Annotated in this window: 28 protein-coding genes; 12 read left to right on the plus strand and 16 right to left on the minus strand. The window is 71.2% G+C overall.

Translation table 11 applies throughout. The features are described from left to right. Positions 1–28 precede the first annotated feature (28 nt). The 7 genes from BJ963_RS02215 to BJ963_RS02245 all read right to left on the minus strand — a co-directional run bounded on the left by BJ963_RS02215 (position 29) and on the right by BJ963_RS02245 (position 7,614). The gene (locus BJ963_RS02215) at positions 29–1,171 is read right to left on the minus strand and encodes an S-methyl thiohydantoin desulfurase domain-containing protein (protein WP_179454302.1); all 1,143 of its coding nucleotides are present in this window, start codon (positions 1,169–1,171) and stop codon (positions 29–31) included. Beyond that, entirely contained in the window at positions 1,168–2,262 is a 1,095-nt protein-coding gene (locus BJ963_RS02220) for an S-methyl thiohydantoin desulfurase family protein (RefSeq protein WP_179454304.1), read from the minus strand. Before BJ963_RS02220 ends, BJ963_RS02215 begins: the two co-directional genes overlap by 4 nt. Next, positions 2,259–3,812, minus strand: a complete 1,554-nt coding sequence (locus tag BJ963_RS02225; protein ID WP_179454306.1) for a hydantoinase/oxoprolinase N-terminal domain-containing protein — start codon at positions 3,810–3,812, stop codon at positions 2,259–2,261. The genes BJ963_RS02220 and BJ963_RS02225 overlap by 4 nt, the downstream gene beginning before the upstream one ends. A gap of 44 nt (positions 3,813–3,856) precedes the next feature. Beyond that, positions 3,857–5,242, minus strand: coding sequence for a purine-cytosine permease family protein (locus tag BJ963_RS02230; RefSeq protein ID WP_179454308.1), 1,386 nt, complete (start codon positions 5,240–5,242; stop codon positions 3,857–3,859). Between the two features lie 216 nt (positions 5,243–5,458). Further along, positions 5,459–6,733 (minus strand): M20/M25/M40 family metallo-hydrolase, encoded by a 1,275-nt coding sequence (locus BJ963_RS02235; protein ID WP_179457996.1) that lies wholly within the window; start codon positions 6,731–6,733, stop codon positions 5,459–5,461. A gap of 56 nt (positions 6,734–6,789) precedes the next feature. Next, a complete protein-coding gene (locus BJ963_RS02240; protein WP_179454310.1) occupies positions 6,790–7,326 on the minus strand; it encodes an O-acetyl-ADP-ribose deacetylase in 537 nt (178 codons plus the stop codon). A 9-nt stretch (positions 7,327–7,335) separates the two neighbouring features. Continuing rightward, a complete protein-coding gene (locus tag BJ963_RS02245; RefSeq protein WP_018190392.1) occupies positions 7,336–7,614 on the minus strand; it encodes a metal-sensitive transcriptional regulator in 279 nt (92 codons plus the stop codon). Positions 7,615–7,808: 194 nt separating this feature from the next. On the opposite strand from BJ963_RS02245, the gene BJ963_RS02250 reads away from it, so the two are divergent. The 3 genes from BJ963_RS02250 (at position 7,809) to BJ963_RS02260 (ending at position 11,027) form a co-directional block, all read left to right on the plus strand. Continuing rightward, complete coding sequence (locus tag BJ963_RS02250; protein ID WP_089912470.1) at positions 7,809–8,237, plus strand: RbsD/FucU domain-containing protein; 429 nt, start codon at positions 7,809–7,811, stop codon at positions 8,235–8,237. Between the two features lie 112 nt (positions 8,238–8,349). Beyond that, the gene (locus BJ963_RS02255) at positions 8,350–8,697 is read left to right on the plus strand and encodes a DUF6804 family protein (protein WP_089912466.1); all 348 of its coding nucleotides are present in this window, start codon (positions 8,350–8,352) and stop codon (positions 8,695–8,697) included. A gap of 170 nt (positions 8,698–8,867) precedes the next feature. After that, a complete protein-coding gene (locus BJ963_RS02260) occupies positions 8,868–11,027 on the plus strand; it encodes a DEAD/DEAH box helicase (RefSeq protein WP_179454312.1) in 2,160 nt (719 codons plus the stop codon). Positions 11,028–11,112: 85 nt separating this feature from the next. On the opposite strand, the gene BJ963_RS02265 is transcribed toward BJ963_RS02260, so the two are convergent. Beyond that, complete coding sequence (locus BJ963_RS02265; protein ID WP_018190396.1) at positions 11,113–11,313, minus strand: hypothetical protein; 201 nt, start codon at positions 11,311–11,313, stop codon at positions 11,113–11,115. A gap of 43 nt (positions 11,314–11,356) precedes the next feature. Beyond that, complete coding sequence (locus tag BJ963_RS02270; RefSeq protein WP_179454314.1) at positions 11,357–11,749, minus strand: DUF3224 domain-containing protein; 393 nt, start codon at positions 11,747–11,749, stop codon at positions 11,357–11,359. Positions 11,750–11,825: 76 nt separating this feature from the next. Here BJ963_RS02270 and BJ963_RS02275 point away from each other — a divergent pair, with 76 nt between their 5' ends. From BJ963_RS02275 to BJ963_RS02290, 4 genes are all read left to right on the plus strand, one after another. Beyond that, the gene (locus tag BJ963_RS02275) at positions 11,826–12,440 is read left to right on the plus strand and encodes a CYTH domain-containing protein (protein ID WP_179454316.1); all 615 of its coding nucleotides are present in this window, start codon (positions 11,826–11,828) and stop codon (positions 12,438–12,440) included. Positions 12,441–12,557: 117 nt separating this feature from the next. Beyond that, the gene (locus BJ963_RS02280; RefSeq protein ID WP_089912452.1) at positions 12,558–13,586 is read left to right on the plus strand and encodes a 6-phosphofructokinase; all 1,029 of its coding nucleotides are present in this window, start codon (positions 12,558–12,560) and stop codon (positions 13,584–13,586) included. 86 nt (positions 13,587–13,672) lie between these two features. Next, complete coding sequence (locus tag BJ963_RS02285; RefSeq protein ID WP_179454318.1) at positions 13,673–14,596, plus strand: alcohol dehydrogenase catalytic domain-containing protein; 924 nt, start codon at positions 13,673–13,675, stop codon at positions 14,594–14,596. A 15-nt stretch (positions 14,597–14,611) separates the two neighbouring features. Beyond that, on the plus strand, positions 14,612–15,019 hold the full coding sequence (locus tag BJ963_RS02290; protein WP_179454320.1) for a cupin domain-containing protein: 408 nt from the start codon (positions 14,612–14,614) through the stop codon (positions 15,017–15,019). On the opposite strand, the gene BJ963_RS02295 is transcribed toward BJ963_RS02290, so the two are convergent. The 3 genes from BJ963_RS02295 to BJ963_RS02305 form a co-directional block, all read right to left on the minus strand. Then, positions 15,016–15,495, minus strand: coding sequence for an acetyltransferase (locus BJ963_RS02295; protein ID WP_179454322.1), 480 nt, complete (start codon positions 15,493–15,495; stop codon positions 15,016–15,018). The genes BJ963_RS02290 and BJ963_RS02295 overlap by 4 nt on opposite strands. A 34-nt stretch (positions 15,496–15,529) precedes the next feature. Continuing rightward, complete coding sequence (locus BJ963_RS02300) at positions 15,530–16,828, minus strand: alpha-hydroxy-acid oxidizing protein (protein ID WP_179454324.1); 1,299 nt, start codon at positions 16,826–16,828, stop codon at positions 15,530–15,532. A gap of 95 nt (positions 16,829–16,923) precedes the next feature. Then, the gene (locus tag BJ963_RS02305; RefSeq protein WP_179454326.1) at positions 16,924–17,577 is read right to left on the minus strand and encodes a LysR substrate-binding domain-containing protein; all 654 of its coding nucleotides are present in this window, start codon (positions 17,575–17,577) and stop codon (positions 16,924–16,926) included. Between the two features lie 33 nt (positions 17,578–17,610). On the opposite strand from BJ963_RS02305, the gene BJ963_RS02310 reads away from it, so the two are divergent. Beyond that, positions 17,611–18,003: a DUF5997 family protein gene (locus tag BJ963_RS02310; RefSeq protein WP_089912435.1), complete on the plus strand. Its 393-nt coding sequence runs from the start codon at positions 17,611–17,613 to the stop codon at positions 18,001–18,003. Positions 18,004–18,009: 6 nt separating this feature from the next. On the opposite strand, the gene BJ963_RS02315 is transcribed toward BJ963_RS02310, so the two are convergent. Beyond that, positions 18,010–18,435 (minus strand): DUF1622 domain-containing protein, encoded by a 426-nt coding sequence (locus tag BJ963_RS02315; protein ID WP_089912433.1) that lies wholly within the window; start codon positions 18,433–18,435, stop codon positions 18,010–18,012. Positions 18,436–18,464: 29 nt separating this feature from the next. On the opposite strand from BJ963_RS02315, the gene BJ963_RS02320 reads away from it, so the two are divergent. Next, on the plus strand, positions 18,465–19,967 hold the full coding sequence (locus BJ963_RS02320) for an SDR family NAD(P)-dependent oxidoreductase (protein ID WP_179454328.1): 1,503 nt from the start codon (positions 18,465–18,467) through the stop codon (positions 19,965–19,967). A 40-nt stretch (positions 19,968–20,007) separates the two neighbouring features. Then, positions 20,008–22,098 carry an APC family permease gene (locus tag BJ963_RS02325; protein ID WP_425484707.1) on the plus strand — a complete coding sequence of 697 codons (2,091 nt, stop codon included), beginning with the start codon at positions 20,008–20,010 and terminating at the stop codon, positions 22,096–22,098. Positions 22,099–22,291: 193 nt separating this feature from the next. Here the strand turns inward: BJ963_RS02325 and BJ963_RS02330 are convergent, their stop codons facing one another. The 3 genes from BJ963_RS02330 to BJ963_RS02340 are packed head-to-tail and all read right to left on the minus strand — an operon-like array spanning position 22,292 to position 23,912. After that, the gene (locus BJ963_RS02330) at positions 22,292–22,558 is read right to left on the minus strand and encodes a DUF6510 family protein (protein ID WP_089912426.1); all 267 of its coding nucleotides are present in this window, start codon (positions 22,556–22,558) and stop codon (positions 22,292–22,294) included. Continuing rightward, positions 22,555–23,304: an FAD-binding oxidoreductase gene (locus BJ963_RS02335; RefSeq protein WP_179457998.1), complete on the minus strand. Its 750-nt coding sequence runs from the start codon at positions 23,302–23,304 to the stop codon at positions 22,555–22,557. Before BJ963_RS02335 ends, BJ963_RS02330 begins: the two co-directional genes overlap by 4 nt. Positions 23,305–23,318: 14 nt before the next feature. Next, positions 23,319–23,912, minus strand: a complete 594-nt coding sequence (locus tag BJ963_RS02340; RefSeq protein WP_179454330.1) for a sulfite oxidase-like oxidoreductase — start codon at positions 23,910–23,912, stop codon at positions 23,319–23,321. A 79-nt stretch (positions 23,913–23,991) separates the two neighbouring features. Between BJ963_RS02340 and moaA the strand changes: the two genes are divergently transcribed. Both moaA and BJ963_RS02350 read left to right on the plus strand, forming a co-directional pair. Next, positions 23,992–25,083: a GTP 3',8-cyclase MoaA gene (gene moaA, locus BJ963_RS02345; protein WP_218857001.1), complete on the plus strand. Its 1,092-nt coding sequence runs from the start codon at positions 23,992–23,994 to the stop codon at positions 25,081–25,083. After that, positions 25,076–25,321, plus strand: a complete 246-nt coding sequence (locus BJ963_RS02350; RefSeq protein ID WP_089912416.1) for a MoaD/ThiS family protein — start codon at positions 25,076–25,078, stop codon at positions 25,319–25,321. Before moaA ends, BJ963_RS02350 begins: the two co-directional genes overlap by 8 nt. Positions 25,322–25,412 lie beyond the last annotated feature (91 nt).

Consider the following 25,412-nt stretch of genomic DNA (forward strand, 5'->3'; position numbering starts at 1 on the left):
GTAGGCGGCGACGGCCGCGGCGGCGGCGTCAGACCAGCGCCCGCGCCGACTCGACCGGGACGAACTCCTCGGTCAGCCCGAAGGCGCGCGGGCCGAACGCGGCGAGCGCTGCCGGCGTCCGCATCATCTCCGGGGTCGAGATGCCGAGCACCCGGACGCGCTGCCCGTACCGCAGCCCCTCCGTGGTGATCGGCTCTCCCGACTCGATGTCGGTGACGCAGATCAGGTCGGGGACGATCGCGACGAGCTCGCCGTCGCGGTGCGCCGTGAGGTTCTCGTTCTGGAAGCGGATCTCGAGCGTGCCGCCGGAGGCGCCCGCGCTGCCCGACCCTGTGCCGTCCAGGGCGGAGATGGTCGCGCGTCCTTTCGCGAACCCCTCGGTGGTGCGGCGTTCCACGTCCGTGACCTTGCCGGCGAACAGCTCCCGGACCTCCGAATAGAGGGTCGTCGAGAGGGTGTGCGCGATCGCCTCGAACGGCGACCGGTGCTCCTCCCGCGCAACGCGGATGGCCCGCCCGAGGGCGAGCGCCATCGAGAGGGTGCGCGGGACGGCGGTGCGCTTCACGTCCGCACCGCTCATCGCGTACTCCGCGATGTGCCCGACACCGCCGAGCCGGATGGTGACGCCGCGCGCCAGCCACTCCATCTGCCGGTCGTCGTCGCCGGTGTCGATGATCACCGTCTCGCCGCGCTCGCCGGCCAGCGCCAGCGGGGAGCCGTGCACGCCGTAGACGGCGAAGGTCTCCATCGAGAGCTCGGGGAAGGCACGGCCCATGCCGTCCGCATCCACGACGGGAAGACCGGTCTCGGCGGCGACGATGAGCGGGATCATCGAGTTGATCCCGCCGCACTCGATCGGCATGGTCGCGTCGGCGGAGCGCCCGAGGTGGGCCTCGAGCGTCCGCAGGGCGAGCGTCGGCTCGGTGCCGGCCGGGATCTTCTCGATCATCACCGTCGGCGCGCCCATCTGGGCGGTGGGGATGACGAACGTGTCGTCGGCCAGGTCGTCCGGATCCAGGATGGTGATGCCGCGGTCTCCGATGCCCCGCTCGCTCAGCACTCGGGCGACGAGCATCTGGCCGATGTAGGGGTCGCCGCCCCCGCCGGTGCCGAGGAGGGTCGCCCCACGGGCGAGGTCGGGCAGGTCGGCCGCGGTCAGCGTCCAGCTCACGCGGTCACCCCCTCGAGCACGCGCTCCGCCGTCCCGTCGAAGCGGTGCGACGGCAGGTCGTAGCCGAAGTATCCGGGGCCGACCATGGCCAGCGCCTCGGCGCTGTGCCAGCGCGGGTCGCTGGGTGCGGCGATCACGCGCACGCGCTGCCCGTACCGCAGGCCCTCGGTGGTGATCGGCTCTCCGCTCTCGGCGTCGAGCACGATGATCAGGTCGGGCGTCGTCACGAAGACCTCGTCCCCGGACCGCGCGATCAGGTGCTCGTTCTGGAAGGCGAGGTCGAGCGACGAGTCCGCGCCATCGATGCGGGCGCGTCCCCGGGCGAACCCGGCCGTGGTGCCGCGCTCCACATCCACCACCTTGCCGGAGAAGAACTCGCGCCCGCCGAGCAGCTCGACGGTCGCGGCGACCGCGTCGGCCTTCGCGGCACGCGCGGCGGTGATCCCGGAGCCGATGGCGAGGCAGTGCGCCAGCGAACCCGGCACCAGGGCCTCCCGGGCCACGGACCCGCTCATCGGGAAGCCGGAGATCATGATCGAGCAGCCCATCTCGACGCACGCCACCCGGGCGATGCGCTCGGTCCAGTGGTTGTCGGCGGTGTTCAGGACGCCGACGTTGCCCTTCTCATCGCCGAAGGCGAGCGGGGACGCCGTGACGCCGTACAGGGTCGGAAGCACCATCTGCAGTTCGGGGAAGGCGCGGCCCATGCCGTCCGCGTCGACCAGCGGCAGACCGAGCGCGGCGGCAGCGGCGACCGGGATGGTGGAGTTGACTCCGCCGATCTCGGCGCACGCCACGTGGGTCACCGGGCGGCCGAGGTAGGTGTCGAGCGCGTGGACGGGCGCGATCACCTCCTCGAGGCTGGGCAGCTTCTCGACCATGACCGTCGGGGCGCCCATCATCGCCACCGTGAGCACCAGGGCGTCGTCGGGCACTTCGTCGAGCGAGACGACCGTCACCGGGCCGTGCTCGGCGAGCGCCTGCGCGGCCAGCAGCGACCCGATGTAGGGGTCGCCGCCTCCTCCGGTCCCGAGCACGGCCGCACCGCGCGCGAGCTCGGCGATCCGGTCGGCGGTCAGCGTCCAGCTCATACCCGCACCTCCATCGCCAGATCGCCGACGGCCTTGACCCGGATGCGCGTCGCGTTCCCGGGAAGGTAGGGGATGGGCACCTCGTCGAAGTCGACGATCGCGACCGACGTGGGGGAGGCGCCGGCCGCGATCGCCTTATCCACCGCCTCCGCCCGAACGGCGGCGATGGCCTCATCGCGGCGGCCGGGCTCGACGGCGTACACCTTGTCGATCTCGCCCCCGACCTGTGCGATGGATGCGCCGATCGCGTTCGCGACGGCGTAGTTGTCGGGCCGGTGCACGGCGCCGAAGATGGGCAGCTCCTCCGGCAGCAGGATGGACCCGCCGCCCACCGCCACGACGGGGATGGGGTCGGGCGAGGTGCGCATCCGGTCGACGGCCTCCGCGACGCGTTCGGCGATGCGGTCGAGCACGCGCTGCACGAACGCAGGATCGAGGTGGGCGACCTTCGCCGGGTCGCCGATGACGGCGCGGCCCGCCGCAACGGCGACGTCCGTCGCCGTCAGGGTGGACCCGCCGAAGACGAGGGCCTCGGAGGTCAGCCGGTAGCCGACGGACTCCGGACCGACCTCGGCCGTCTTGGTGTCGACGATGGACCCGCCGCCGATGCCGATCGAGAGCACATCCGGCATCCGGAAGTTGGTGCGGACACCGGCGACCTTGACCTCGTTCGCGGTCTCGCGCGGGAAGCCGTTGACGAGGAGGCCGATGTCGGCCGTGGTGCCGCCGATGTCGACGACCGCGCAGGTCGAGAGACCACTGGTCAGGGCGGCTCCGCGCATCGAGTTGGTGGGGCCGGAGGCGAACGTGGCGACCGGGTAGAGGCGCACGTAGTCCTCGTCCATCAGCGTCCCGTCGTTCTGGCTGAGGAAGATGGGCGCGTCGATGCCCTGCGCGCGGACGGCCGAGGTGAGGCCGTCGACGATCTCGGAGGCGAGCTCCCGCAGCGCCGCGTTGATGATGGTGGCGTTCTCGCGCTCGAGGAGCCCGATCCGGCCGATCTCGTGCGACAGCGAGATCGCGACGCCGTCGCCCAGCTCGTCGCCAAGGATGGCCGCGGCCTGCGTCTCCACGTCGTGGTTCACGGGCGAGAAGACGGAGGAGATGGCCACCGACCGCACCCCGTTCGCCGCCATGTCCGCCGCGATGCCCTTGAGCTCTGCGACGTCGATCGGCGAGATCGGACGGCCGTCGAACTCGTAGCCGCCGTGCGCGAGGTAGCTGCGGCCGCCGATGGCGCCGATGAGCGACTCCGGCCAGTCCACCAGCGGAGGCAGGGCACGGGTCGCGGGCAGGCCGAGGCGAAGCGCGGCGGTGGGCGCCAGGCGCTTCGCCTCGACGAGCGCGTTGATGAAGTGCGTCGTGCCGATCATCACCGCCTGGATGTCGTCGCCCCGGAAGTCCCGCGCCGCCCGCAGCGCTTCGATCGCGCTCACGATGCCGCTGGTGACATCCGGGCTCGTCGAGTTCTTCACGCCGGCCAGGGTGGTCCGGCCGTCCATGAGCACTGCGTCGGTGTTGGTGCCGCCGACGTCGATGCCGATATGCATGTTGTGTCGCTTTCTGTGGTGATGGGCGGTGCGGGAGCCGGAGCTCAGTTGGAGGCGACGGCCTCGGGGCCGGACGGGGAGTCGGCCGTGGGGACCGTCGCCGCGTCCTGCGTGCCGGCAGGCGCCTGGATCGTGGTCGCGCGGCCGACGCCGCGCACCCAGCCGAGCTTGCCGGCGACCGTGTAGAGCACGATCGAGAGCAGCAGCGACCAGATGGCCGGGATGCCCCAGGTCACGAAGTACCCGACCAGCGAGGAGACCAGCCACACCAGGAGGGTGACGGGGACGATCCGCGGTGCGTACTGGGGGAGGCGCCCGGTCGCGCGGGTCTCGTCGAGGTCGCCGCGCCAGCGCCGCACGAAGAAGTACTCGGCGACCATGATGCCGGCGATCGGAGGGAAGGCGACGCCGAGGATCGTGAGGAAGCCGGTGAACTGGGCGAGGATGCCCGCGGCCGCGAGCACCGAGCCGACGATGCCGAGCACGATCGTGGTGGTCACGCGGTGCAGGTTCTTCGAGAACGCGGTGGAGATGAAGTTCACCAGTCCGAGCGTGGACGAGTAGAGGTTCCAGTCGTTGATCTTGAGCGTTCCGGTGATGACGATGATCAGACCGACGAAGCCGATCGACGATGTCACGATCGCGACGATGTCGCCGCTGGCCGCCGCGTGGGCGAGGAGGACGCCCGCCAGGCCGATCACGAACTCGCCGAGCGTGACGCCCAGCACGGTCTGCTTCACGACGTCTGCCCGGCTGCGGTTGAATCGCGTCATGTCGGCGGTGATGATCGCGCCGACGATGAGGCTGCCCGCGACGATGCCTGTGCCCTGCCAGACCGACATCGTCGGCCCGGGCGCCGGCGATGTCATCAGCTCGCCGATGGAGTGCTTGCTCAGCTCGCTGATGATCGACCAGCCGACGAGGATGAGGAAGAGCGGGACGGTGATGTTCGCCAGCCACTGCATCCCGACGAAGCCGTACGCGACGATGGCGGTGACGGCCAGGCCGAACAGCAGGCTCCACACCCACACCGGCATGACGCCGGGCATGAGCACGTTCAGGGACTGGGCCGAGATGGCGGACTGGATGCCGAACCAGCCGATCAGGCTGATGCCGATCGCCAGGCCGACGAGGGAGGCGCCGATCTCGCCGAAGCCGGTCCAGCGCGCCAGGAGGGCCGTGTTGAGGCCCTCCTTCTGGCCGATGATGCCGACGATGCACATGATCACCTCGAGGATGATCGAGCCGAGGAGCAGCGCGAGCGCCGCCTCCCCGAAGGTCATCGAGTAGCCCAGGGTCGCCCCGAGCAGGAACTGCGAGAGAGCCGAGACCTGGCCGAAGCGCTGCACCGCGATCCCGAACCACGGCTTGCGCGCGTCGGGGGTCACACGGGAGAGGGCGAAGTCGTCGGCATGAGCTGTGCGTGCCATTGGGAGTCCTTCATACGGGTGGGAGGGGGACGGTTGCCCGAAACCGTAGTAACCGCCTCCCCCTCGACGGAATGTGCAACCCGCACGACTTCGCCGCCCACCTGTGCACATCGCACACCCCCTCCCTCCATCCGCCCCACCGTCGAGTCCGCGATCTTTGTACGCGAAACGCCGCGGGAGCGTGCAAAGTTTGCGGACTCGACGGTGGGGGTGGGGTCAGGAGGCGCGGAGGAGCGCGGTGTAGACGGCGATGCCGCGTTGCCAGGTGGCGACGTGGATGCGCTCGTCGCGCGCGTGCAGCGCGCCCCGCTCCTCGGCGCTCAGCTCGAACGGGGTGAACCGGTAGACCGCGTCGCAGATGCCGGTGAAGTGCCGCCCGTCGCTCGCGCCGAGCATGATGTACGGCGTCACGACGGCCCGCGGATGCACAGCGCCGATGGCGGCGGCGAGACGGTCCCACTCCGGCCCGTCTGCGGGGGAGACGGGCGACGGCTCGCTCGCATCCACGGCCTCCACCCGCACGGCGTCGTCGCGGATGGCCCTCCGGATGTGCTCCAGTGTCTCGGCGACGGAGGATCCGACGGCGATCCGCGTGTTCACGACCGCCTCCGCCGTCTCGGGCAGTGCGTTCGCGGCGAGGCTGCCGCGCAGCTGCGTCACCGCGGTCGTGGTCCGCACGATCGCACGCGTCTCGTCGCTCAGCCGCCCGAACACGACACGCAGCAGCGGCTGCAGGCGCCGGGCGCGCGTGAAGACCGCGCGAAGGGGTCCGGTCGCGTGCGCGCCGAGCGTCTCCACCATCCGCAGATTGGTCTCGGTCAGCCGAGCTGGGAACGGGCGGGCGTCGAGCCGGGTGATGGCACGTGCGAGCCGCACCGTCGCGGTCGTCCTCGGGGGAGTGGATGCGTGCCCGCCGTGCTGCTCGACGGTGAGCCGGACGCTCGTGATGCCCTTCTCGCTCACACCGACCACCGCGATGGGCGCCGTGACGCCCGGGAAGATGCGCTCGACGACCGCTCCGCCCTCGTCGAGCACGAGCGCAGGGCGGATGCCGCGCTCGGCGAGCACCGCGGCGATGGTCCGTGCGCCGGAGCCGACCGTCTCCTCATCGTGGCCGAAGCTGAGGTAGACGTCGTGCTCGGGCCGGAAGCCCTCCCGCACCAGCGCCTCCACCGCCTCCAGGATCGCGACGAGCGACCCTTTGTCGTCGATCGCGCCTCGCGCCCACAGCAGCTGCTGCTCTCCGGAGCCCGTCAGCTCGGCGCCGAACGGGGGATGCGTCCAGCCCTCGTCGGTCGCGGGGACGACGTCGTAGTGCGCCATCAGCACCATCGGCGCTCCGTCCTCCCGCCCGCGCCAGCGGTAAAGCAGGGAATGTCCGTGGCGCTCCTGTTCGAGCGCCGCGTGGAGCGCCGGGTACAGCTCGGGCAGGGCGACGACGAACCGGTCGAACGCCGGCCAGTCGGTCTCCTCGACGGCGTTGCGCGACATCGTCGGGATGCGCAGCAGGGTGCGGAAGCGCTCCAGTGCCGCGGTGTCGGCCGCCGTCACTCGCCGGCCGCTTCCCGGAAGGCGTCGAACGCCTCGTCCGAGAACAGCACGAATCGGACGTGCTCGACCGATCCGACGCCGGAGGACAGCACGGCGCGGACGGTGCTGACGGCGATGCGCGCCGCGTCGTCCATCGGCCAGCCGTAGACGCCGGCCGAGATCGCGGGGAAGGCGAGGGTGCGGGCTCCGAGTTCGCGGGCGACGCGGAGGGAGGAGCGGTACGCGTTCTGGAGCAGCGGCGTGCGGTCTTCGCTGCCCGACCAGACGGGTCCGACCGCGTGGATGACCCACCTCGCCGCGAGGTCGCCCGCGGTCGTCGCGACGGCCTGGCCGGTGGGCAGTCCGTCGGGGAGGGTCGTGGCGCGGAGTTCGCGCGTCGCCTCCAGGATGGCGGGGCCGCCGCGGCGGTGGATGGCGCCGTCGACGCCTCCGCCGCCGAGCAGCGAGCTGTTGGCGGCGTTGACGATCGCATCGACGGTCTCGTCGGTGATGTCGCCGCGCACGATGCGGATGAGCTCTTCGCGGTCCGTCACGGCTGCGTCTCAGCCGCGGTTGTTGGAGAGCTCGTAGACCTTGAGGAGTTCGACGATCGCGTCGTCGCGGGCGCTTCCGCCCTCCTCGAACATCTCCGAGACGTGGGTGCGGAGGTGGTTCTCGACCAGGAGCTTGTTGAGCGACCCGAGCGACTTCTGGATGGCGAGGGACTGCGTGATGATGTCGATGCAGTAGTCCTCGTTCTCGATCATCTTCTCGAGGCCCCGGAGCTGGCCTTCGAGGATGCGCGTGCGGTGCAGCGCCCGCTTCTTGATGTCTGCGATCACCCCCTCAGGATAGTGCCGCAGGGGGCATACCCGGCGGGGGTACGAGGGGGTGTTCGCGCAGGGCATTCCGCCCTCGCCTGCGCCCGGCGGACCGGCAGGTATCCCCCTAATGGGGGGGTGGGGGTGGACATACCGACGGGTCTATCCTCCACGTAGGGGTTGAGAAATATTCGTTTAACAGGAAAGGCCCGACTTTGCTGAAGAACCTCAGCCCGCTGCTGTCCGGTGCGCTCTTGAGTGCGCTCGACGCGATGCACGATGGCGCGACGCTTACCCTCGTCGGCAGCGGCTACCCGGAAGACCAGATGACCACACCCGTCGTCCACCTCGGTGACGACGTCACGACGGAGGCCGCCGCCGAGGCGATCCTCTCCGTGTTCCCGCTCGACCAGGAGAGTGCCTCGCCGATCGTGTTCCTCGATCTCGCCGACGAACCCTACGACGTGCCCGACGTCGCGTTCGCGGTGAACGGGATCGCGTCCGATGCAGAACTCCGTCGAGTCCCGATGACCCGCCTCGAACTCGAACCGTTCCTCGAGCTCGCCCGAAACTCCAGCGTCATGGTCCGCGTCGGATCCGACGCCCCGCCCTGCGCATTCCTGTTCCGCCGCGGAGTGCTGTAGCCAACAGCATCCCGCACAGCACACAGCGTCGCCCGCCCGGCCGGAGAGAACGTCTCCGCACCCGGGCGGGCGCACCACGTCCGGCGCGCCGACTGCGTAGAGTGGACTCCCGATGCCCGCACCACACACTCCGCAGCAGCCCGCATACAACCGCGCCGCGCTGGTCCCCGGCCTGCTCGGGGCGATCGTGCTCCTCGCGGGTCTGGCCCTCATCGGCGGGGACTGGTACCTCTACGTGCGGTACGCCGTCAGCATCCTCGCGCTCATCCTGTGCGTGTTCGCCGGACAGGCGCGGATGTGGTGGTGGTTCGCGGGGCTCGTCCCGCTCGCCGTGGTCTGGAATCCGGTCTGGCCGCTGCCGCTCGGCGGTGTCGCGCTCCAGGGGCTCTCGATCGCGGGAGCCGTGGTTTTCGTCGCAGCAGCGGTCACGATCAAGATCCCCGCAGACACGCGTCGCTGAACGGCCGCGCATCCGGTAAAATGGGTTCTGCGCGGCCATCCTGCGTCGCGCTCCCGGCGTCACTCGCGGCGAATACGGTCCACTCGGCACCCGACCTCCCCGCCCCGCCGGCCTCACGCCAACACGGCGTCGCACCCTCCGGCAGCGCGCGACGCCTCTCCTGGAGGACCATGTCTCGTTCCGGTCAGCGCACCAGCCCGACCAGGCCGCAGCAGCGGAAGAACCGGCACGCCAACAACGACGGACTCATCCCCGTCCTCGCCCGCAAGGTGCGCGAGGTCGAGGCGAAGGCCGCCGACGGCAAGAAGCTCGGGCCGACGAACCGCACCAAGTTCCAGGTGATCGCGTTCCTGATGCGCGAGGAGCGCGCCAGGGCGAAATCCGACCCGGAGCTCAGCGACGCCGCTCGCGCCGAACAGCTGAAGCGCCTCGACGGCATCGCGACCATCCTGGCCAAGACGGCGGCGCGCGACACGTCGCTGATCTCGCTGCTCGAGAGCGAGTCGCCGTCGACCGCCACCGCGCAGAAGATGCGCCGCGACTGGCTGCTCGAGTCGGGCACGGAGCTCTCGCCCGACGACCTGATCATCACGATCGAGCGGCCCGTGACCAAGCAGGACAGCGTCATCCCGCCGGAGCTGGCGGATAAGCAGGTCGTTCCGCCCTCGGTCAAGGCGCGCCAGCTGTCCAACCCCTTCCTCGCGCCCGACTTCTCCCGGCTCAGCCCGGCCGCGCCGACCCCGCGCCGCCGCCTCGACTCGTGGGAGCTGCTCGGCCCGCTGTTCAAGTCGTTCGAGTACGGCGCGGGCGGTCAGGCGGCCAGCATGGACCTGCCGCCCGCTCCGCCGATCGACCGCTACTCGCCGCAGGGCCTGGAGCTGATGCACCACCAGTCGCGCTTCATCGAGAGCGTGCGCCTGGGGCACCGCAGCTTCCTGCTCGCCGACGAGCCGGGTCTCGGGAAGACGGCGCAGTCCGTCCTTGCCGCATCCGTCGCCGGGGCGTACCCGCTGCTGGCTGTCGTGCCCAACGTCGTCAAGATGAACTGGGCGCGCGAGGTGGAGCGCTGGACGCCGCATCGCCGTGCCACGGTCATCCACGGCGACGGTGAGGGCCTCGACGCGTTCGCCGACATCGTCATCGTCAACTACGAGGTGCTCGACCGCCACCTCTCGTGGCTGAGCACCCTCGGCTTCAAGGGCATGGTCGTCGACGAGGCGCACTTCATCAAGAACCTGCACTCGCAGCGTTCGCGCCTGGTGCTGGGGCTGGCGGACGCCATCCGCTCGACGACCCCGGATCCGCTGATGATCGCGCTGACCGGAACGCCGCTGATCAACGACATCGACGACTTCAAGGCCATCTGGCAGTTCCTCGGCTGGATCGACGGCAACAAGCCGACCGCGACGCTGATGGAGCACCTGGAGGAGACCGGGCTGACCCCGGCCGACTTCGGCTTCTACGCCGCGGCCCGCGAGGCCGTGATCGACATGGGGATCGTGCGTCGGCGCAAGCTGGACGTGGCCTCCGATCTGCCGAGCCGTCGTGTCGTCGACCTGCCCGTCGAACTCGACGACGAACTGGGCCGCTCCATCCGCCAGGCGGAGAAGGAGCTCGCCGCCCGGCTCGTCACGCGCTACCAGCGCGCGGCGGCCGCCGGCCGTCCCGCCGGTTTCGAGGGCGACGACGACGCGCACAGGAAGCACCTCATCCGGCTCGTCGCGCAGTCCGAGCTGGAGGAGTCGAAGTCGGCGAAGTCCGGCGAGAACGTCTTCACCATGGTCCGGCGGATCGGTCAGGCGAAGGCCGGCCTGGCGTCGGACTACACGGCCCAGCTGGCCCGCTCGGTCGGCAAGGTGGTCTTCTTCGCCAAGCACATCGACGTGATGGACGCGGCGGAGGAGGCGTTCGCCGCCCGCGACCTGAAGACGATCTCGATCCGCGGCGACCAGTCCGCGCTGTCCCGGCAGAAGGAGATCGACGCGTTCAACAACGACCCGGAGGTCGCGGTCGCCGTCTGCTCGCTCACGGCGGCGGGCGTCGGCCTCAACCTGCAGGCGGCGTCGAACGTCGTGCTCGCCGAGCTGTCGTGGACGGCCGCCGAGCAGACCCAGGCGATCGACCGCGTGCACCGCATCGGTCAGGAGGAGCCGGTCACGGCGTGGCGGATCATCGCAGCGCAGACGATTGACTCGAAGATCGCCGAGCTCATCGACGCGAAGCAGGGGCTCGCCGCGCGGGCCCTCGACGGCAGCGATGTCGAGGTCGGCTCGGCCGACTCCGTGCAGCTCGACGCCCTCATCCACCTGCTCGAGGACGCCCTCGCCTGACCCGAGTCCCTCCCCTCACACCGACAGCTCCTGAGTTTTTCGCGTTCCGGACGCCGAATCCGCGGAAAAACTCAGGAGCTGTCGGCTAGGCGATCTCGGCGTCGTCGGGGTCGATGGGAACCGGACGGTCGTCGTCGGGGAGCAGCTCGTCGTCCTCGTCGTCGACGACCGGCACATCCTCCGGGTCGTGGATGACGGGCTCCGGCTCGTAGTCGGTCTCCTGCGCCTCGCGGAAGTCGTCGAGGTCCTCGTCGTCTCGGTACTCACGTCCTCTGGGGTCGCTCATGCCCCAACGGTACCGCCGGGCGCCGCGGGCGTGAAGGGCGGTCTCAGTCGAGCTCGAAGACGAAGAACGCCCCGCGGTCGTCGTGCTCGATCCGCGCCCGTCCGCGGAACCCCGAGAAGTCGTCCGTCCCGGTGCCCGGCACGATGTTCCCGAACGCGGAGCTGTCGTCGGGATGCTGCAGCGCGCCGTGGTGCACGGTGAACGACCCGGACCTCCCGTCGTCGAGCCGGCCGGTGATCCGCTCGGCGGCGAGGTAGCCGCGGCCTCCCTCCTCGGTGCCGGACGAGACGAAGTGCGCGAGCGACTCGCCGACCAGTCCCTCGGTGTAGGTCTTCCGCATGACGACGGCGCCCACCCAGTCGCCGTCGATGCCCGCCAGGTCGGCCGGCTCCCATCCGGTCACGTCGAAGCGGGCGGTGATCGTCTCTGAGGTCATGCGTCCACCGTAGGCGACGCAGCGGGCTGTCCTCTTGTAATTTCGCGACAGACGAATTGTGGGCTAGACAGGGGATATGCCCCACCACTCCCAGACAGAGATCGAGCGGAAGTACGACGTCGACGCCGAGGCGCGGCATCCTCTGCTCGTGGGCGTCGGCGCGGTCGCGGTCCAGGGGGAGCCCGAGCGGCACGAGCTGGTGGCCACCTACTTCGACACGGCCGACCTCGCCCTCGCTCAGCACCGGACCGCCGTGCGCGTCCGCCGCGGCGGTCACGACGCCGGCTGGCACGTCAAGCTGCCGGCCGACGAGGGCCGGACCGAGCTGCACTGGGAGCTGACGGACGGCGACGAGCCTCCGGCCGAGCTGCGCGCGTACCTCCGCGAGGTCATCGGCGACGAGCCGCTCATCCCGATCGCCCTGGTCACCAATCATCGCGACAGCGTCCTGCTGCAGGATGCTGCGGGCTTCGAGGTGGCGGAGCTCACCGACGACCACGTGCACAGCGAGAACCTCCGCACCGGCGGGGCGCAGGAGTGGCGCGAGTGGGAGGTGGAGCTGCTGAGCGGCGCCCCCGACACCCGGCAGCGCCGCACCGCCCTCCTCGACGAGATCGAGGAGCGCCTGCTCGCCGCGGGCGCGCGCCCATCGGCGAGTTCGTCGAAGCTGCAGCGCGCGCTCGGACTCTGAGACGCGACGGTCTACCCCGGGCCGTTTACCACCCGCCGCCGCCGGCGTCCAGTGCGATTTTGTGCAGCCCGCCGGGTCCGGGCATGATTCAGGGGACGCCTTGAGAAACGGAGCAGCATGAAGATCGGCATCCTCACCAGCGGCGGCGACTGCCCGGGCCTGAACGCGGTCATCCGCGGCGCGGTCCTGAAGGGCGACCGCGTGTACCGCTCCGAGTTCGCCGGCTTCCGCTACGGCTGGCGCGGTGTGGTCGACGGCGACATCATGCCGCTCGACCGGCACAGCGTCCGCGGCCTGTCCCGCCAGGGCGGCACCATCCTCGGCTCCAGCCGCACCAACCCGTTCGAGGGCGACAAGGGCGGCCCGGAGAACATCCAGCGGATGATGGACGAGAACGGCATCGACGCGATCATCGCCATCGGCGGGGAGGGCACCCTGACCGCGGCTCGCCGTCTCACCGACGCGGGTCTCAAGATCGTCGGCGTCCCGAAGACGATCGACAACGACCTCGCCGCCACCGACTACTCCTTCGGCTTCGACACGGCCGTCGAGATCGCCACCGAGGCGATCGACCGCCTGCGTACGACGGCCGAGTCGCACCAGCGCTGCATGGTCGTCGAGGTCATGGGCCGTCACGTCGGCTGGATCGCGCTCCACTCGGGCATGGCGGGCGGCGCCCACGCCATCCTCATCCCCGAGCAGCCGCAGTCCATCGAGCAGATCTGCGAGTGGGTCGAGTCCGTCCGCGACCGCGGCCGCGCGCCCGTCATCGTCGTCTCCGAGGGTTTCCACCTCGACACGATGGAGGAGGCGCACTCGCACAAGGGACTGGACGCGTTCAACCGGCCGCGCCTCGGCGGCATCGGCGAGATGCTCGCACCGCTGATCGAGGAGCGCACCGGCATCGAGTCGCGCGCCACGGTGCTCGGCCACATGCAGCGCGGCGGCGTCCCGAGCGCCTACGACCGCGTGCTCGCCACGCGCCTCGGCATGGCGGCGGTGGATGCGGTGTACGAGGGCCGCTGGGGCTCGATGGTGTCGCTTCGCGGCACCGATGTCGTCAACGTCTCGATCGCCGACGCGACCGGTGGTCTGAAGACCGTTCCGGCGGCCCGCTACGAAGAGGCCGCCATCCTCTTCGGCTGAGTGCTCGCTGCACCCGCGCCCCGCTCTCTGCTGTTCCGGGGGAGTCGGGGCTAGGCTCCGTGCTACCAGAGGGAAGGAGCCCGACCGTGCCGCGTTTCGTCCAGTTCGATGAGTTCGGCTCCCGCGACTACCTGCAGGTGGTCGAGCGGGAGAGACCGTGGGCCGGTCCGGGCCAGGTGCTGGTGCGGGTGATGGCCGCCGGGCTCAACCCGATGGACGTGAAGGCGTATCGCGACGAGCGGTCCGCCGCGCGGATGGGCGTCACGCTGCCGAGCGGGATCGGTCAGGACTTCGCCGGGTTCGTCGAGGAGGTCGGCGATGGCGTGACGCGCTTCGAGCTCGGCCAGGCCGTACTCGGCACGGCGCCGTTCGCCTCCATCGCCGACTTCGTCGTGGTGGCGGAGGACGGCCAGGTGATCCCCAAGCCCGACCCTCTCACCTTCGAGGTGGCCGGCTCCCTCGGCGTCGTCGGCCGGACGGCCATGGCGAGCGTGCGCTCGCTGGGCATCCGCGAGCGCGACACGGTGCTGGTGAGCGCCGCCGCGGGCGGGGTCGGCGTTCTCGCCGCCCAGCTCGTCGTCCGCGCCGGCGCGACCGTGATCGGCACGGCGAGCGAGGAGAACCACGAGTTCCTCGAGTCTCTCGGCGTCATCCCGGTGACCTACGGGGACGGCCTCGCCCAGCGGGTGCGCGAGGCGCTCGACGACGACCGCGTCACCGCGGTGCTGGACAACCACGGTGCGGACACCATCGAGGCGGCGCTGGAGCTCGGCGTCCCGATCGAGCGCGTCAACTCCATCGCGGCGTTCGGACCGGCCGCGCACGGTGCGCAGAACGTCGGAGGCTCCGCCGGCACCAACGACGACCTCGCCGAACTGGCCGATCTGCTCGCCGAGAACGAGCTGGTGCTGCCGATCGACTCGATCTATCCCATCGAGCGGACCGTCGAGGCGTACGGCAGGCTCGAGGCCGGCCACGTGCGCGGCAAGATCGTCATCGTCACCGACTGAGCGTAAGGAGCATCCATGATCGCAGAGGACATCGCCCGGCAGCTTCGTGCCGCGGGCCTGCGCTGGCAGCCGGTGTCGGGCGACACGTTCGCCATCGACCGTCCCGGCATGGAGGGCGAGCGCTTCACCGTCAGCGAGATGACGATCGAGCCGCACCACTTCGATACGGGGACGATCCTCGGCTTCAACGGCACCACCGAGTGGGCGCTCGACTCGCTCGCGGTGGAGGACGCCCTGTGGATCCCGCGCGAGGACCAGCTGCGCGAGCTGCTCGGCGGCACGTTCCGGCATCTGGCGCGCACACCCGACGGCTACCGGGTCACCGTGGTGATCGAGAGGGAGGAGCGGTACTTCGAGCACGACGACGCCGCCACCGCGTACGCGCAGGCGCTGCTGTCGCTGATCGGCGCGTCCGTCTCCTAGCGATGCAGGCTCGGCCGCGCGAGCCCGAGATGGAGCAGCGGATACGGACGCCCCGCCTCATCGGTCGCGCTCCGGCCGACGACCTCGAACCCGCGGGACAGGTAGAAGCCGGCGGCCGACCCGTTCTGCTCGTTGACGTCGACGCGGACGATGCCCTGGTCGCGGATGGCGTGGTCGAGGAGCGCCGTGCCGATCCCTCCGCCGCGCTCGGCCGCATCGACGAACAGCATCTCCAGGGTGCCGTCGAGCACACCGGAGAAGCCGACCGGTCGGCCGTCGCGCTCGGCGACCGACAGCGTCACGGCGGGGAAGTAGTCGGACGCCAGCCGTGCCTCGATCTCGTCGCGGTCGGCGGCGGAGAGGAAGTCGTGGGTCGCATCCACGGCTCGGCGCCAGATCGCCACGAGAGCCGGGTACTCGGCTGGTCCGGCGGAGGGCCGGATGCGCGCGGGCACACCGGTGGATGCGGACACCATGCGGGCTCCCTTCGGCGGATATCGGCCTTCCAGCCTACGGAATGACCGGCGAAGCGGCCGGAGCCAGGATGCCCGCATCCAGCTCGGCGACGCTGCGGACGCCGGCGAGGCCGAGCGTGATGTCGAGCTCGGCGATGGTGTTGCGCAGCAGCTCCCGGACGCCGGCCTCGCCCGCGACCGCCAGTGCATAGGCGTACGGCCGGCCGATCGCGACCGCCCGCGCGCCGAGGGCCAGAGCGATCACCGCGTCCGCGCCTCCGCGGATGCCGCTGTCGAAGAGCACAGGCGCGCGTCCGTCGATCGCCGCGACGACTCCGGGCAGCGCATCGAGCGCCGCGATCTCCCCGTCGATCTGGCGGCCGCCGTGGTTCGAGACCTGCACCGCGTCCACTCCGGCGTCGAGCGCGCGACGGGCGTCGTCGGGATGGAGCACGCCCTTCAGCACGATCGGCAGCCGGGTGCGCTCCCGCAGGAACGCCAGGTCGTCCCACGTCAGGGAGGGGTCCGCGAACACGTCGAGGAACGTCTCGACCGCGGCGAGCGGCTCGCCCGACCGCAGCTTCTCGCGCAGCGGTCCCGGATGGTGGCGCAGGATGCCGGCGAAGGCCGCGAGCGCCGCGGGCGTCGGCGTGGTGCGCGGTCGGACGGCCACCGCCGCCCGCTCCCGCACCAGCTGCCGGAAGACGGGATCGCTGGTGTACTGAGCAATCCCCAGCCCGCGGCTGAACGGCAGATACCCGAGGGCCAGGTCGCGGGGCCGCCAGCCCAGGACGTGCGTGTCGAGGGTGACGACGATGGCCTCGCAGCCGGAGCGCTCCGCCCGCTCGACCAGGCTCGCCACGAGGTCGCGCGACGAGCTCCAGTACAGCTGGAACCAGCGGGAGGCGCCGGGCGCCGCGTCGTCCATGGCGGCGGCGACCTCCTCCATCGGCTGCGATGCCTGCGTGGAGAGCACGGCAGGGACGCCGAGGGCCGCTGCTGCGCGCGCGGCGGCCGCATCCCCTCCGCGCCGGGCGAGTTCCAGCACGCCGATCGGCGCGAGCAGTAGCGGCGTCGGGCGGCGGACGCCGAACAGCTCGACGGAGAGGTCGCGAGCGGACACGTCGCGCAGCACGCGCGGAACGATGCGTCGCCGCCGGAACGCGTCGGCGTTGGCGTCCGCCGTGCGTTCGAGCCCGGCGGACCCGGCGATGTACGCGAACGCCGCACGGCTCAGCCGGCGCTGCGCCGCCCGTTCCAGCTGTGCGTAGCCCACCGGGATGCGCGGGCGACGGCCGGCGACGCCGTCGCGGTAGATCTCGGACTGGGCGTCGCGCCCGGCGCTGGAGCTCATGGCTCCTATCCTCCATGAATCCGGTTGACGCAACACGCCGTCGGTGGGCACGGCCGGACGGCGTGTCGTGTCCACTGGACCGGCGAAGAGGCGCGTCAGCGGCGGCGCGGGCGCTTGCGCGGAGTGGACGAGCGTGGACCCGAGGGCGCACGGCCGCCGGACGGCGTGCGCGGGCCGCCCGCCTTGCGGCCGTCGGCCGCCTCGCGCGCCGCGATCTCCGGGTTGCGCGAGCTGTGGGCCGTGCGGCCCCGGACGATCCCGATGAAGTCGTCCACCAGTGGATGCTGCCCCTCCCGCGGCCAGGTCAGGCCGATGCGGCTCTGCGGGGCGTCCTCGAGGGGCAGGGCCACCACGTCCTTGCGACGGAGGGCCTTCGCGACCGACGCGGGCAGCAGGGCGATGCCGTCGCCCGCGGCGACGCTGCGCATGAGCGCCTCCGACGGCTCGCCCGTGACCCGCGGCTCGCCGTCGAGGTCGGCGATCCGGAGGTGCTCCTCCAGGGTGAGCAGGTGCTCGTGGTGCGCGACGACCACCACATCCTCGGCATAGAGCGGGATGAGGTGGCGATCGTCGTCCGCCTCGGCGTCGCGGGCGAACACCATGTCCGCGTCCCCGGCCGCGAGCACGGCGAGGGGATCGCCGCTCGGCCGCACCACGAGCTCCACGTCGGGGAGGCGCTGCTCGAACGCGCGCGTCCACTTGCCGACGGTGACACCGAGCGGGAAGGCGATCGCGAAGCGGGAGGGCACCTGACGAGGGTAGCGAACGGTAGCCTGGAGAACATGAAGGCGCAGACGATGAAACCGGCCACAGCGGCCAAGAAGCTCGGCATCTACCTGCCGGCGGCGCCCGACGACTTCCGCGACCGCGAGATCAGCCGGACCGAGCTGGATGCGCTGACCGCCGAGCCGCCGGAGTGGCTGAAGACCCTGCGCGCCGACGGGCCGCATCCCCGCGACGTCGTGGCACGCAAGCTGGGCGTCTCCAACTCGGGCCTCGCCCGCGGAGGGGTGACCGAGGCGCTCACCACCGCTCAGATCAAGGACCTGCTGGCCGACCCGCCGCAGTGGCTGGTCGACGAGCGGGCGACGCAGGCGGCCGTCCGCGCCGAGAACGCGCGCGTCAAGCAGCGCGATGCCGAGCGCGCGGCGCGCTGGGCGGCCGAAGAGGAGTAGGCGGCCTCACGCCCCGCCGGGCTCCGGGCTGCCGTCCGGTGTGCGGGTCGCCGACCGCGCGGCCCGCGCGATCGTCTGCGGCCCCGTCACCAGAGCCCGCCGCCAGGGCGCGACGCCGTCGATCTCGACCTGCAGCGAGAAGCTCAGGATGGTGCGGATGAGGACGATGATCCCGAGCACCACCGCATCCGTCAGCGACGGCGTCGACGTCACGGTCTTCACCAGGTCGGCCGCGACGAGGATCTCGAGGCCGAGCAGGATGACGCCGCCGAAGCTCTCGCGCAGGGTCCGGAACGCCGCGGCCCCGCTGCGCTGACGCCGCCAGGCGACCAGCGACAGGCCGATCGCGACGAGGAGGCCGATGGCCATCGCGGCGACGCCGGCGAACTCGAACGCCGTACCGGTCGCCTCGAACAACGCGTGCGCATCCATGTGCTCATGGTGCCACGTAGAATTCTCCGGTGCCTCCCGAAACCCCGGCGTCCTCCGGCCTCGACCCCGATGAGCTCGCCGTCACCCTCCGCGTCCTCGGACAGCTGCATGAGCTGGACCAGGAGCACCCCGACTACGTGACCGTGCGCCGCGCGACCGCCCACATGTTCAAGGCGTCGAAGCAGGCCAGGAAGCGGCAGCTCCGCGAGCAGGTGCAGGCGGCCGACCGCGCCGTCATCGCCGCGACCGCCACCGGCGCGCCCGACCGCATCGACGACGAGACCCGTGGCCGCGAGCTGACCTCCGGCACGACGGCGTCGCACACCGCAGGCACGCTCATCACGCCGCGCGCCTGCTACATCTGCAAGCAGGACTACACCCAGGTCGACTGGTTCTACCACCAGCTGTGCCCGTCGTGCGCGGCGTTCAGCCACGCGAAGCGCAACGCGCGCACCGACCTCACCGGCAAGCGCGCGCTGCTCACGGGCGGCCGCGCGAAGATCGGCATGCACATCGCCCTGCGGCTGCTGCGCGACGGCGCGCACCTGACGATCACCACCCGGTTCCCGCGGGATGCGGTGCGCCGGTTCTCGCAGCTGCCGGACGCCGGCCGCTGGATCGACCGACTCCGGGTCGTGGGCATCGACCTGCGCGACCCCGCCCAGGTCATCGCCCTGGCGGACTCCGTCGCCGAGCGCGGGGGCCTCGACATCCTGATCAACAACGCCGCGCAGACCGTGCGGCGCTCGCCCGGCGCGTACTCGCTGCTCGCCGAGGCGGAGACGCAGCCCCTGCCCGACGGTCCGCTGCCCGAGCTCGAGACGTTCGGCCACACCGCCGATCCGCATCCCCTCGCCCTGGAGCGCTCGGTCGCGGCGCACCCGCTGCTGTCGGCGGCAGACGTCCGCGGGACGATCGCGGAGGTCGCCGGCGCCGCGGCGCTCACCGCCGACGACCTCGCGGCCGTCGCGATGGCCGCCGGCTCGTCGTCGCTCGAGAAGCACGCCGACGGCACCGCCATCGACGCGGGAGGGCTGGTGCCGGATGTTGCGCACGTGAACAGCTGGACGCAGACGATCGGAGCGATCGACACGCTTGAGCTGCTCGAGGTCCAGCTGTGCAACCAGACCGCTCCGTTCATCCTGATCGACCGGCTGCGCCCGTCCCTCGCCGCCGCCGGCCGCTCGTACATCGTCAACGTGTCGGCGATGGAGGGCGTCTTCGGCCGCCGCTACAAGGGCCCCGGCCACCCGCACACCAACATGTCGAAGGCGGCGCTCAACATGCTCACGCGCACGAGCGCGGCCGAGCTGTTCGAGACCGACGGCATCCTGATGACGGCCGTGGACACCGGATGGATCACCGACGAGCGTCCGCACCACACGAAGGTGCGGCTCGCGGAGGAGGGCTTCCACGCCCCGCTCGACCTCGTCGACGGCGCGGCCCGCGTCTACGACCCGATCGTGCGGGGAGAGGCGGGCGAGGACGTCTACGGCGTCTTCCTCAAGGACTACCGTGCCTCGGCCTGGTGAGCGCTACGCTGACGACGAAGGCATGAGCGGAAGGACGCCGATGTCGAGCACTCCGGGCCAGCAGACCCCCAGCGGCGAGGCGACCTCGGGCGAGGCGACCTCGGGCGAGGCGACCGCGGGCGACGGCGCCCCGGCGCCGGTCCCGCGGGTCACGCCCCGCAGCGCCGTGCCCGTCCCGGGGCAGGCCCGCCCCATCCCGGCGCAGGCGAAGGGCGGCAGGTTCCGCCACTGGCTGCTCACCGGCCTGGTGGATGAGCGCGGTACCCAGCAGGGACCGCACGGCCGCAACCCCGAGCGCACGCACCCGTGGTGGCAGGTCATGTGCCTCACCGGCGTCGACTACTTCTCGACCCTCGGCTACCAGCCGGCCATCGCCGCGCTCGCCGCCGGCCTCATCTCGCCGTTCGCGACCCTGGTGCTCGTCGCCCTCACCCTGCTCGGGGCGCTGCCGGTGTACCGCCGGGTTGCGCGCGAGAGCTTCAAGGGCTCCGGCTCGATCGCCATGCTGGAGCGTCTGCTGCCGTGGTGGGCCGGCAAGCTGCTGGTGCTCGTCCTGCTCGGGTTCGCGGCGACCGACTTCATGATCACGATCACGCTGTCGGCGGCGGACGCCTCGGCGCACGCGATCGAGAACCCGTACTCGCCGGAGTGGTTCCACGGCAACAACGTGCTCATCACGCTGTTCCTGCTCGCACTCCTCGGCGCCGTCTTCCTCAAGGGCTTCAAGGAGGCGATCGGCATCGCGGTGGTGCTCGTCGCGGTCTACTTGGCGCTGAACGTCATCGTGGTGACCACCTCCATCGTGGAGGTGTTCCAGCACCCCACCGCCGTCGACGACTGGTGGAGCGCGCTGTTCCGGCAGAACGGCGATCCGCTCGTCGTGGTGGGCATCGCGCTGATCGTGTTCCCGCGCCTGGCCCTGGGCCTCTCCGGCTTCGAGACCGGCGTCGCCGTCATGCCGCAGATCAAGGGCCGGCCGGACGACGACCCGGCCTACCCGAAGGGGCGCATCCGCGGCGCGGGGCGCCTGCTGACGACGGCGGCGATCATCATGAGCGTCTTCCTCATCACGTCGAGCTTCACGACGACGCTGCTCATCCCGCAGAAGGACTTCCAGCCCGGCGGCCCCGCGAACGGACGCGCGCTGGCGTACCTCGCGCACGAGTACCTCGGCAACGGGTTCGGCACGGTCTACGACATCAGCACGATCCTCATCCTGTGGTTCGCCGGAGCATCGGCCATGGCCGGTCTGCTCAACCTCGTTCCACGCTACCTGCCCCGCTACGGGATGGCGCCGCAGTGGGCGCGCGCGGTGCGTCCGCTCGTCCTGGTGTTCACGGCCATCGCGTTCCTCATCACCCTGGTGTTCGAGGCGAGCGTGGATGCGCAGGGCGGCGCATACGCGACGGGCGTCCTGGTGCTGATCACCTCCGCATCCCTCGCGGTGACGCTGTCGGCCCGGCGGAAGCGGCAGCACAAGCGCATGGTCGCGTTCGGCGTGATCACGGCGATCTTCGTCTACACGACGGTGGACAACATCATCGAGCGGCCGGACGGCCTGCGGATCGCGACGCTCTTCATCCTCGCGATCCTGGTCGTGTCCATCGTGTCGCGGATCGGCCGGTCGTTCCAGCTGCGCGCCACCTCCGTCACCTTCGACGTGACGGCGCTCGACTTCATCCTCGAAGACGCCGAGGAGGGCGAGATCCGCATCATCTCGCACGAGCCGGACGTCGACACGGACAAGGAGTACGCGCAGAAGAACAAGGACGAGCGGAAGTTCAGCCACATCCCGCAGCGGTCGCGCACCATCTTCCTCGAGGTGCTGCCGTCGGACTCCTCCGACTTCGAGGAGGACCTGGAGGTGCAGGGTGTCGTCAAGCACGGCTACCGGGTGCTGCAGGTGCGCAGCGGCAACGTGCCGAACACGATCGCGGCCGTGCTGCTCGAGATGCGCGACATCACCGGGGTGGTGCCGGCGATCTACTTCGAGTGGACGGAGGGCAACCCGATCTCGAACATGTTCCGCTACCTGATCACCGGCGTCGGCGAGGTCGCCCCGGTGACCCGCGAGGTGCTGCGGGAGGCCGAGAAGGACGTCAAGCGCCGGCCGCTCGTCCACGTGTCCTGAGCCCCCGATTCGTCACGAATGGCGACCATTCGTCACGAATGGCGACCATTCGTGACGAATCGCGGGCTCAGGACACGTGCGCCCGAGCTAGCGACTCGTCACGAACGGCGGTCATTCGTCACGAATGGTCGCCATTCGTGACGAATCGCGGCGGGTGGGGGGCGAGAGGGAGAGAGGGAGAGCGGGAGCGGGGCTATTCGACCGCGAACTCCAGCCAGGCGAGGCCCCGCAGGTCGAGGCAGAGCCGTCCGGCGCGCTCCGCGGCGACCGCCAGCACGTCGCCGCAGACCGAACAGCGGACGACCAGCCCGTGCTCGTCCAGGTAGACGCGGCCGCGGGCGACGACCGACTCGTCGCCGCAGTTGCCGCAGCAGCCGACCGCGGTGGTGACGTCGGCCGCGAAGACCTCCGACAGCATCCCGGCCGCGGCGTTCCCGTCGAGGAAGTCCTGTTCCGTCATGGCGTGCCTCCGATGCCGCCGTAGCGTTCGGTGCGGATGCGCGCCGCCTCGTGACCCGCGTCGACGAGCCAGCCCGAGACCGCCTCGACGAACGGCGTGGAGCCGCAGATGAAGAAGGTGGGGGAGTCGGAGGCCGGGAGGGTGCGCTGCATGAGGCCTTCGGCGGTCAGGCGGGCGGGCGCGGGTGCGCCCTCTGGAGCCTGCCGCGTGTAGACGTAGTCGAGCTGGAGGGGCGCCACGGTGTCGGCGGCCAGCGCGGCGAGCTCGTCCGGGTAGTACCCGGAGGCGGGGGAGCGCAGCGAGTAGAGCATCCGGAACGGGGCGGCGCTCCCGGCGGCCGCGTGCGCCCGCGCCATCGACATGAGCGGGACGACGCCTGAGCCACCCGCGATCAACTGCACGGGGGAGGTGTCGCCGTCGCGCCAGACGAACCAGCCGCCCACCGGACCGCGCACCTCCAGCTGGTCGCCGTCGGCGAGCCCGCGCACCAGGTAGGGGGAGACCTCGCCGTCGGCGAGCTCCTCCACGGTCAGCTCCAGCTCGTCGTCCGGAAGCTCACGCGGTTCGAGCGCTCCCCGTCCGCCCCCGGAGGCGATCGAGTACGACCGCACCGCCTGGTAGCCGTCGGGCGCCGTCAACCGGATGTCGACGTGCTGCCCCGCGAGGTGGCCGTGCAATCCGGGGATGCGCAGCCGGATGGTGCGGGCCGTCGGGGTCTCCATCCGCGTGGCGACGACGTCGGCCACCCGCCATACGCTGCTCACCAGTAGCGCTGTTCCTTCCAGGGGTCGCCGTACATGTTGTAGCCGTTCTGCTCCCAGAAGCCGGGCTGGTCCTGCGGGAGCATCTGCAGCCCGTTGACCCACTTGGCGCTCTTCCAGAAGTACAGGTGCGGAACGAGCAGCCGGGCCGGACCGCCGTGCTCGGGGTCGAGGTCCTTGCCGTCGAAGCTGTGCGCGACCCATGCCTTGCCGCCGAGCAGGTCGGCGAGCGGCACGTTGGTCGTGTAGCCGCCGTAGCTGTGCGCCATCGTGTACTCGAACGAGGTGTCGACATCGGCGAACAGCGTGTCGAGGGCGACGCCCCGCCAGGAGGTGCCGAGCTTCGACCAGCTGGTCACGCAGTGGATGTCGGTGCTCACGTCCTCCTGCGGGAGCGCGAGGAACTCGTCCCAGCTCCAGCGGTGAACCTGGCCCTTCTCGGTGGTGATGGTGAACGCCCAGTCGTCCTTGGCGATGCGGGGCGTCGGCCCGGCCGAGAGCACCGGGAAGCCCTCGGTCAGGTACTGACCGGGTGGCAGGCGGGGGTCGTCGGACCTGCGACGGCCCAGAAAGCCGGAGGAGATGATTCCCATGGGGGCAGCTTATTGCCGTGCGTGCCTCCGGGTCTACGACGGGCTCGGTGTTGACGGGCGGGCGGTCTAGGGTGAAGTCATGACCGCCGTCAACCTGGGGCTCCCGCTGAGTGCGCAGCGCCAGGCCGCGCCGCCGACGGTCCCCGACACCGCGGGGCGGCCCGAGCATCCCGGCCTCCTCGACCGGTTCGGGCGTGTCGCCCGCGATCTGCGCGTCTCGGTGACCGAGAAGTGCTCGCTGCGCTGCACGTACTGCATGCCGGCGGAAGGTCTGCCCGCGATCCCGCGCGACGACCTGCTCAGCGCGACCGAGATCGCGCGGCTGGTCGGCATCGGGGTCCGCGACCTGGGGGTGCGCGAGGTGCGGTTCACCGGCGGGGAGCCGCTGATGCGCGCCGACCTCGCCGAGATCATCGGCCGCTCGGCGGCGGTCGCCCCCGGAGTGGACCTGTCGATCACGACCAACGGCATCGGGCTGGACCACCGCATCCGGTCGCTGGTAGACGCCGGCCTCACGCGCGTCAACGTCTCGCTCGACACCGTCGACCGCGAGCACTTCGCCCGCCTCACCCGGCGCGACCGGCTTCCGGCGGTGCTCGCGGGCATCCACGCCGCGCACGCGGCGGGGCTCACTCCGCTGAAGCTCAACGCCGTGATGATGCGCGACACGCTCGACGACGCGGCCGACCTCCTCGCCTGGGCGCTGGAGAACGGCTGCCGGCTGCGGTTCATCGAGCAGATGCCGCTCGACGCGGACCGGTCCTGGCTGCGCGAGAACATGGTGTCGGCCGAGGAGCTGCTCTCGGTGCTCGGCGAGCGCTTCACCCTCATCGAGGCGGGTCGCGACGACCCGCACGCCCCCGCCGAGGAGTGGCTCGTCGACGGCTGGACGGTGGATGGGCTCCCCGCCACGGTCGGGATCATCGCGTCGGTGACGCGCTCCTTCTGCTCGGCCTGCGACCGCACCAGGATCACCGCGGAGGGCACCGTCCGCTCGTGCCTGTTCGGCGACGACGAGACCGACCTCCGCGGACTGCTCCGCGGCGGTGCCGACGACGCCGAGATCGCCCGATGGTGGCGAGCGGCGATGTGGGGCAAGCAGGCCGGTCACGGGATGGACGCGGCCGGGTTCGCCCCGCCGGTGCGGAGCATGGGGGCGATCGGTGGCTGAGGTGCTCGTGCGCTACTTCGCCGCGGCCGAGGAGGCCGCCGGACGACCGGAGGAGCGCGTCGAGGTCGCGGATGCGACGGTCGGAGGGCTGCAGGCCGAGCTCGTCGCCCGTTACGGCGAGCCGATGGAGCGCGTCGTGCGCTCCGGCTCGTTCCTGGTCGGCGGGGTCGTCTCGCGCGATCCGTCCCGCGAACTCACGGCCACCGTCGACGTCCTCCCCCCGTTCGCCGGCGGCTGACCCCCGCCCTCACCCGCCCACCCGCTCACCCTCCCACACCGTCGAGTCCGCGATCTTTGCACGGTTTCGGGCGCCCGAGCGTGCAAAGATC

The sequence above is a fragment of the Leifsonia soli genome (assembly GCF_013408745.1).
GTDB classification, from domain to species: Bacteria; Actinomycetota; Actinomycetes; order Actinomycetales; family Microbacteriaceae; genus Leifsonia; species Leifsonia soli.

Coding starts and splice junctions, on each gene's coding strand:
- BJ963_RS02280 (WP_089912452.1), top strand. CDS start 12,558: ATGAAGATCGGCATCCTCACCAGCGGCGGCGACTGCCCGGGCCTGAAC.
- BJ963_RS02265 (WP_018190396.1), bottom strand. CDS start 11,313: ATGAGCGACCCCAGAGGACGTGAGTACCGAGACGACGAGGACCTCGAC.
- BJ963_RS02310 (WP_089912435.1), top strand. CDS start 17,611: ATGAAGGCGCAGACGATGAAACCGGCCACAGCGGCCAAGAAGCTCGGC.
- BJ963_RS02270 (WP_179454314.1), bottom strand. CDS start 11,749: ATGACCTCAGAGACGATCACCGCCCGCTTCGACGTGACCGGATGGGAG.
- BJ963_RS02315 (WP_089912433.1), bottom strand. CDS start 18,435: ATGGATGCGCACGCGTTGTTCGAGGCGACCGGTACGGCGTTCGAGTTC.
- BJ963_RS02230 (WP_179454308.1), bottom strand. CDS start 5,242: ATGGCACGCACAGCTCATGCCGACGACTTCGCCCTCTCCCGTGTGACC.
- BJ963_RS02330 (WP_089912426.1), bottom strand. CDS start 22,558: ATGACGGAACAGGACTTCCTCGACGGGAACGCCGCGGCCGGGATGCTG.
- BJ963_RS02260 (WP_179454312.1), top strand. CDS start 8,868: ATGTCTCGTTCCGGTCAGCGCACCAGCCCGACCAGGCCGCAGCAGCGG.
- BJ963_RS02235 (WP_179457996.1), bottom strand. CDS start 6,733: ATGTCGCGCAACGCCGTCGAGGAGACCGACTGGCCGGCGTTCGACCGG.
- moaA (WP_218857001.1), top strand. CDS start 23,992: ATGACCGCCGTCAACCTGGGGCTCCCGCTGAGTGCGCAGCGCCAGGCC.
- BJ963_RS02290 (WP_179454320.1), top strand. CDS start 14,612: ATGATCGCAGAGGACATCGCCCGGCAGCTTCGTGCCGCGGGCCTGCGC.
- BJ963_RS02325 (WP_425484707.1), top strand. CDS start 20,008: ATGTCGAGCACTCCGGGCCAGCAGACCCCCAGCGGCGAGGCGACCTCG.
- BJ963_RS02275 (WP_179454316.1), top strand. CDS start 11,826: ATGCCCCACCACTCCCAGACAGAGATCGAGCGGAAGTACGACGTCGAC.
- BJ963_RS02300 (WP_179454324.1), bottom strand. CDS start 16,828: ATGAGCTCCAGCGCCGGGCGCGACGCCCAGTCCGAGATCTACCGCGAC.
- BJ963_RS02220 (WP_179454304.1), bottom strand. CDS start 2,262: ATGAGCTGGACGCTGACCGCCGACCGGATCGCCGAGCTCGCGCGCGGT.
- BJ963_RS02295 (WP_179454322.1), bottom strand. CDS start 15,495: ATGGTGTCCGCATCCACCGGTGTGCCCGCGCGCATCCGGCCCTCCGCC.
- BJ963_RS02255 (WP_089912466.1), top strand. CDS start 8,350: ATGCCCGCACCACACACTCCGCAGCAGCCCGCATACAACCGCGCCGCG.
- BJ963_RS02225 (WP_179454306.1), bottom strand. CDS start 3,812: ATGCATATCGGCATCGACGTCGGCGGCACCAACACCGACGCAGTGCTC.
- BJ963_RS02340 (WP_179454330.1), bottom strand. CDS start 23,912: ATGGGAATCATCTCCTCCGGCTTTCTGGGCCGTCGCAGGTCCGACGAC.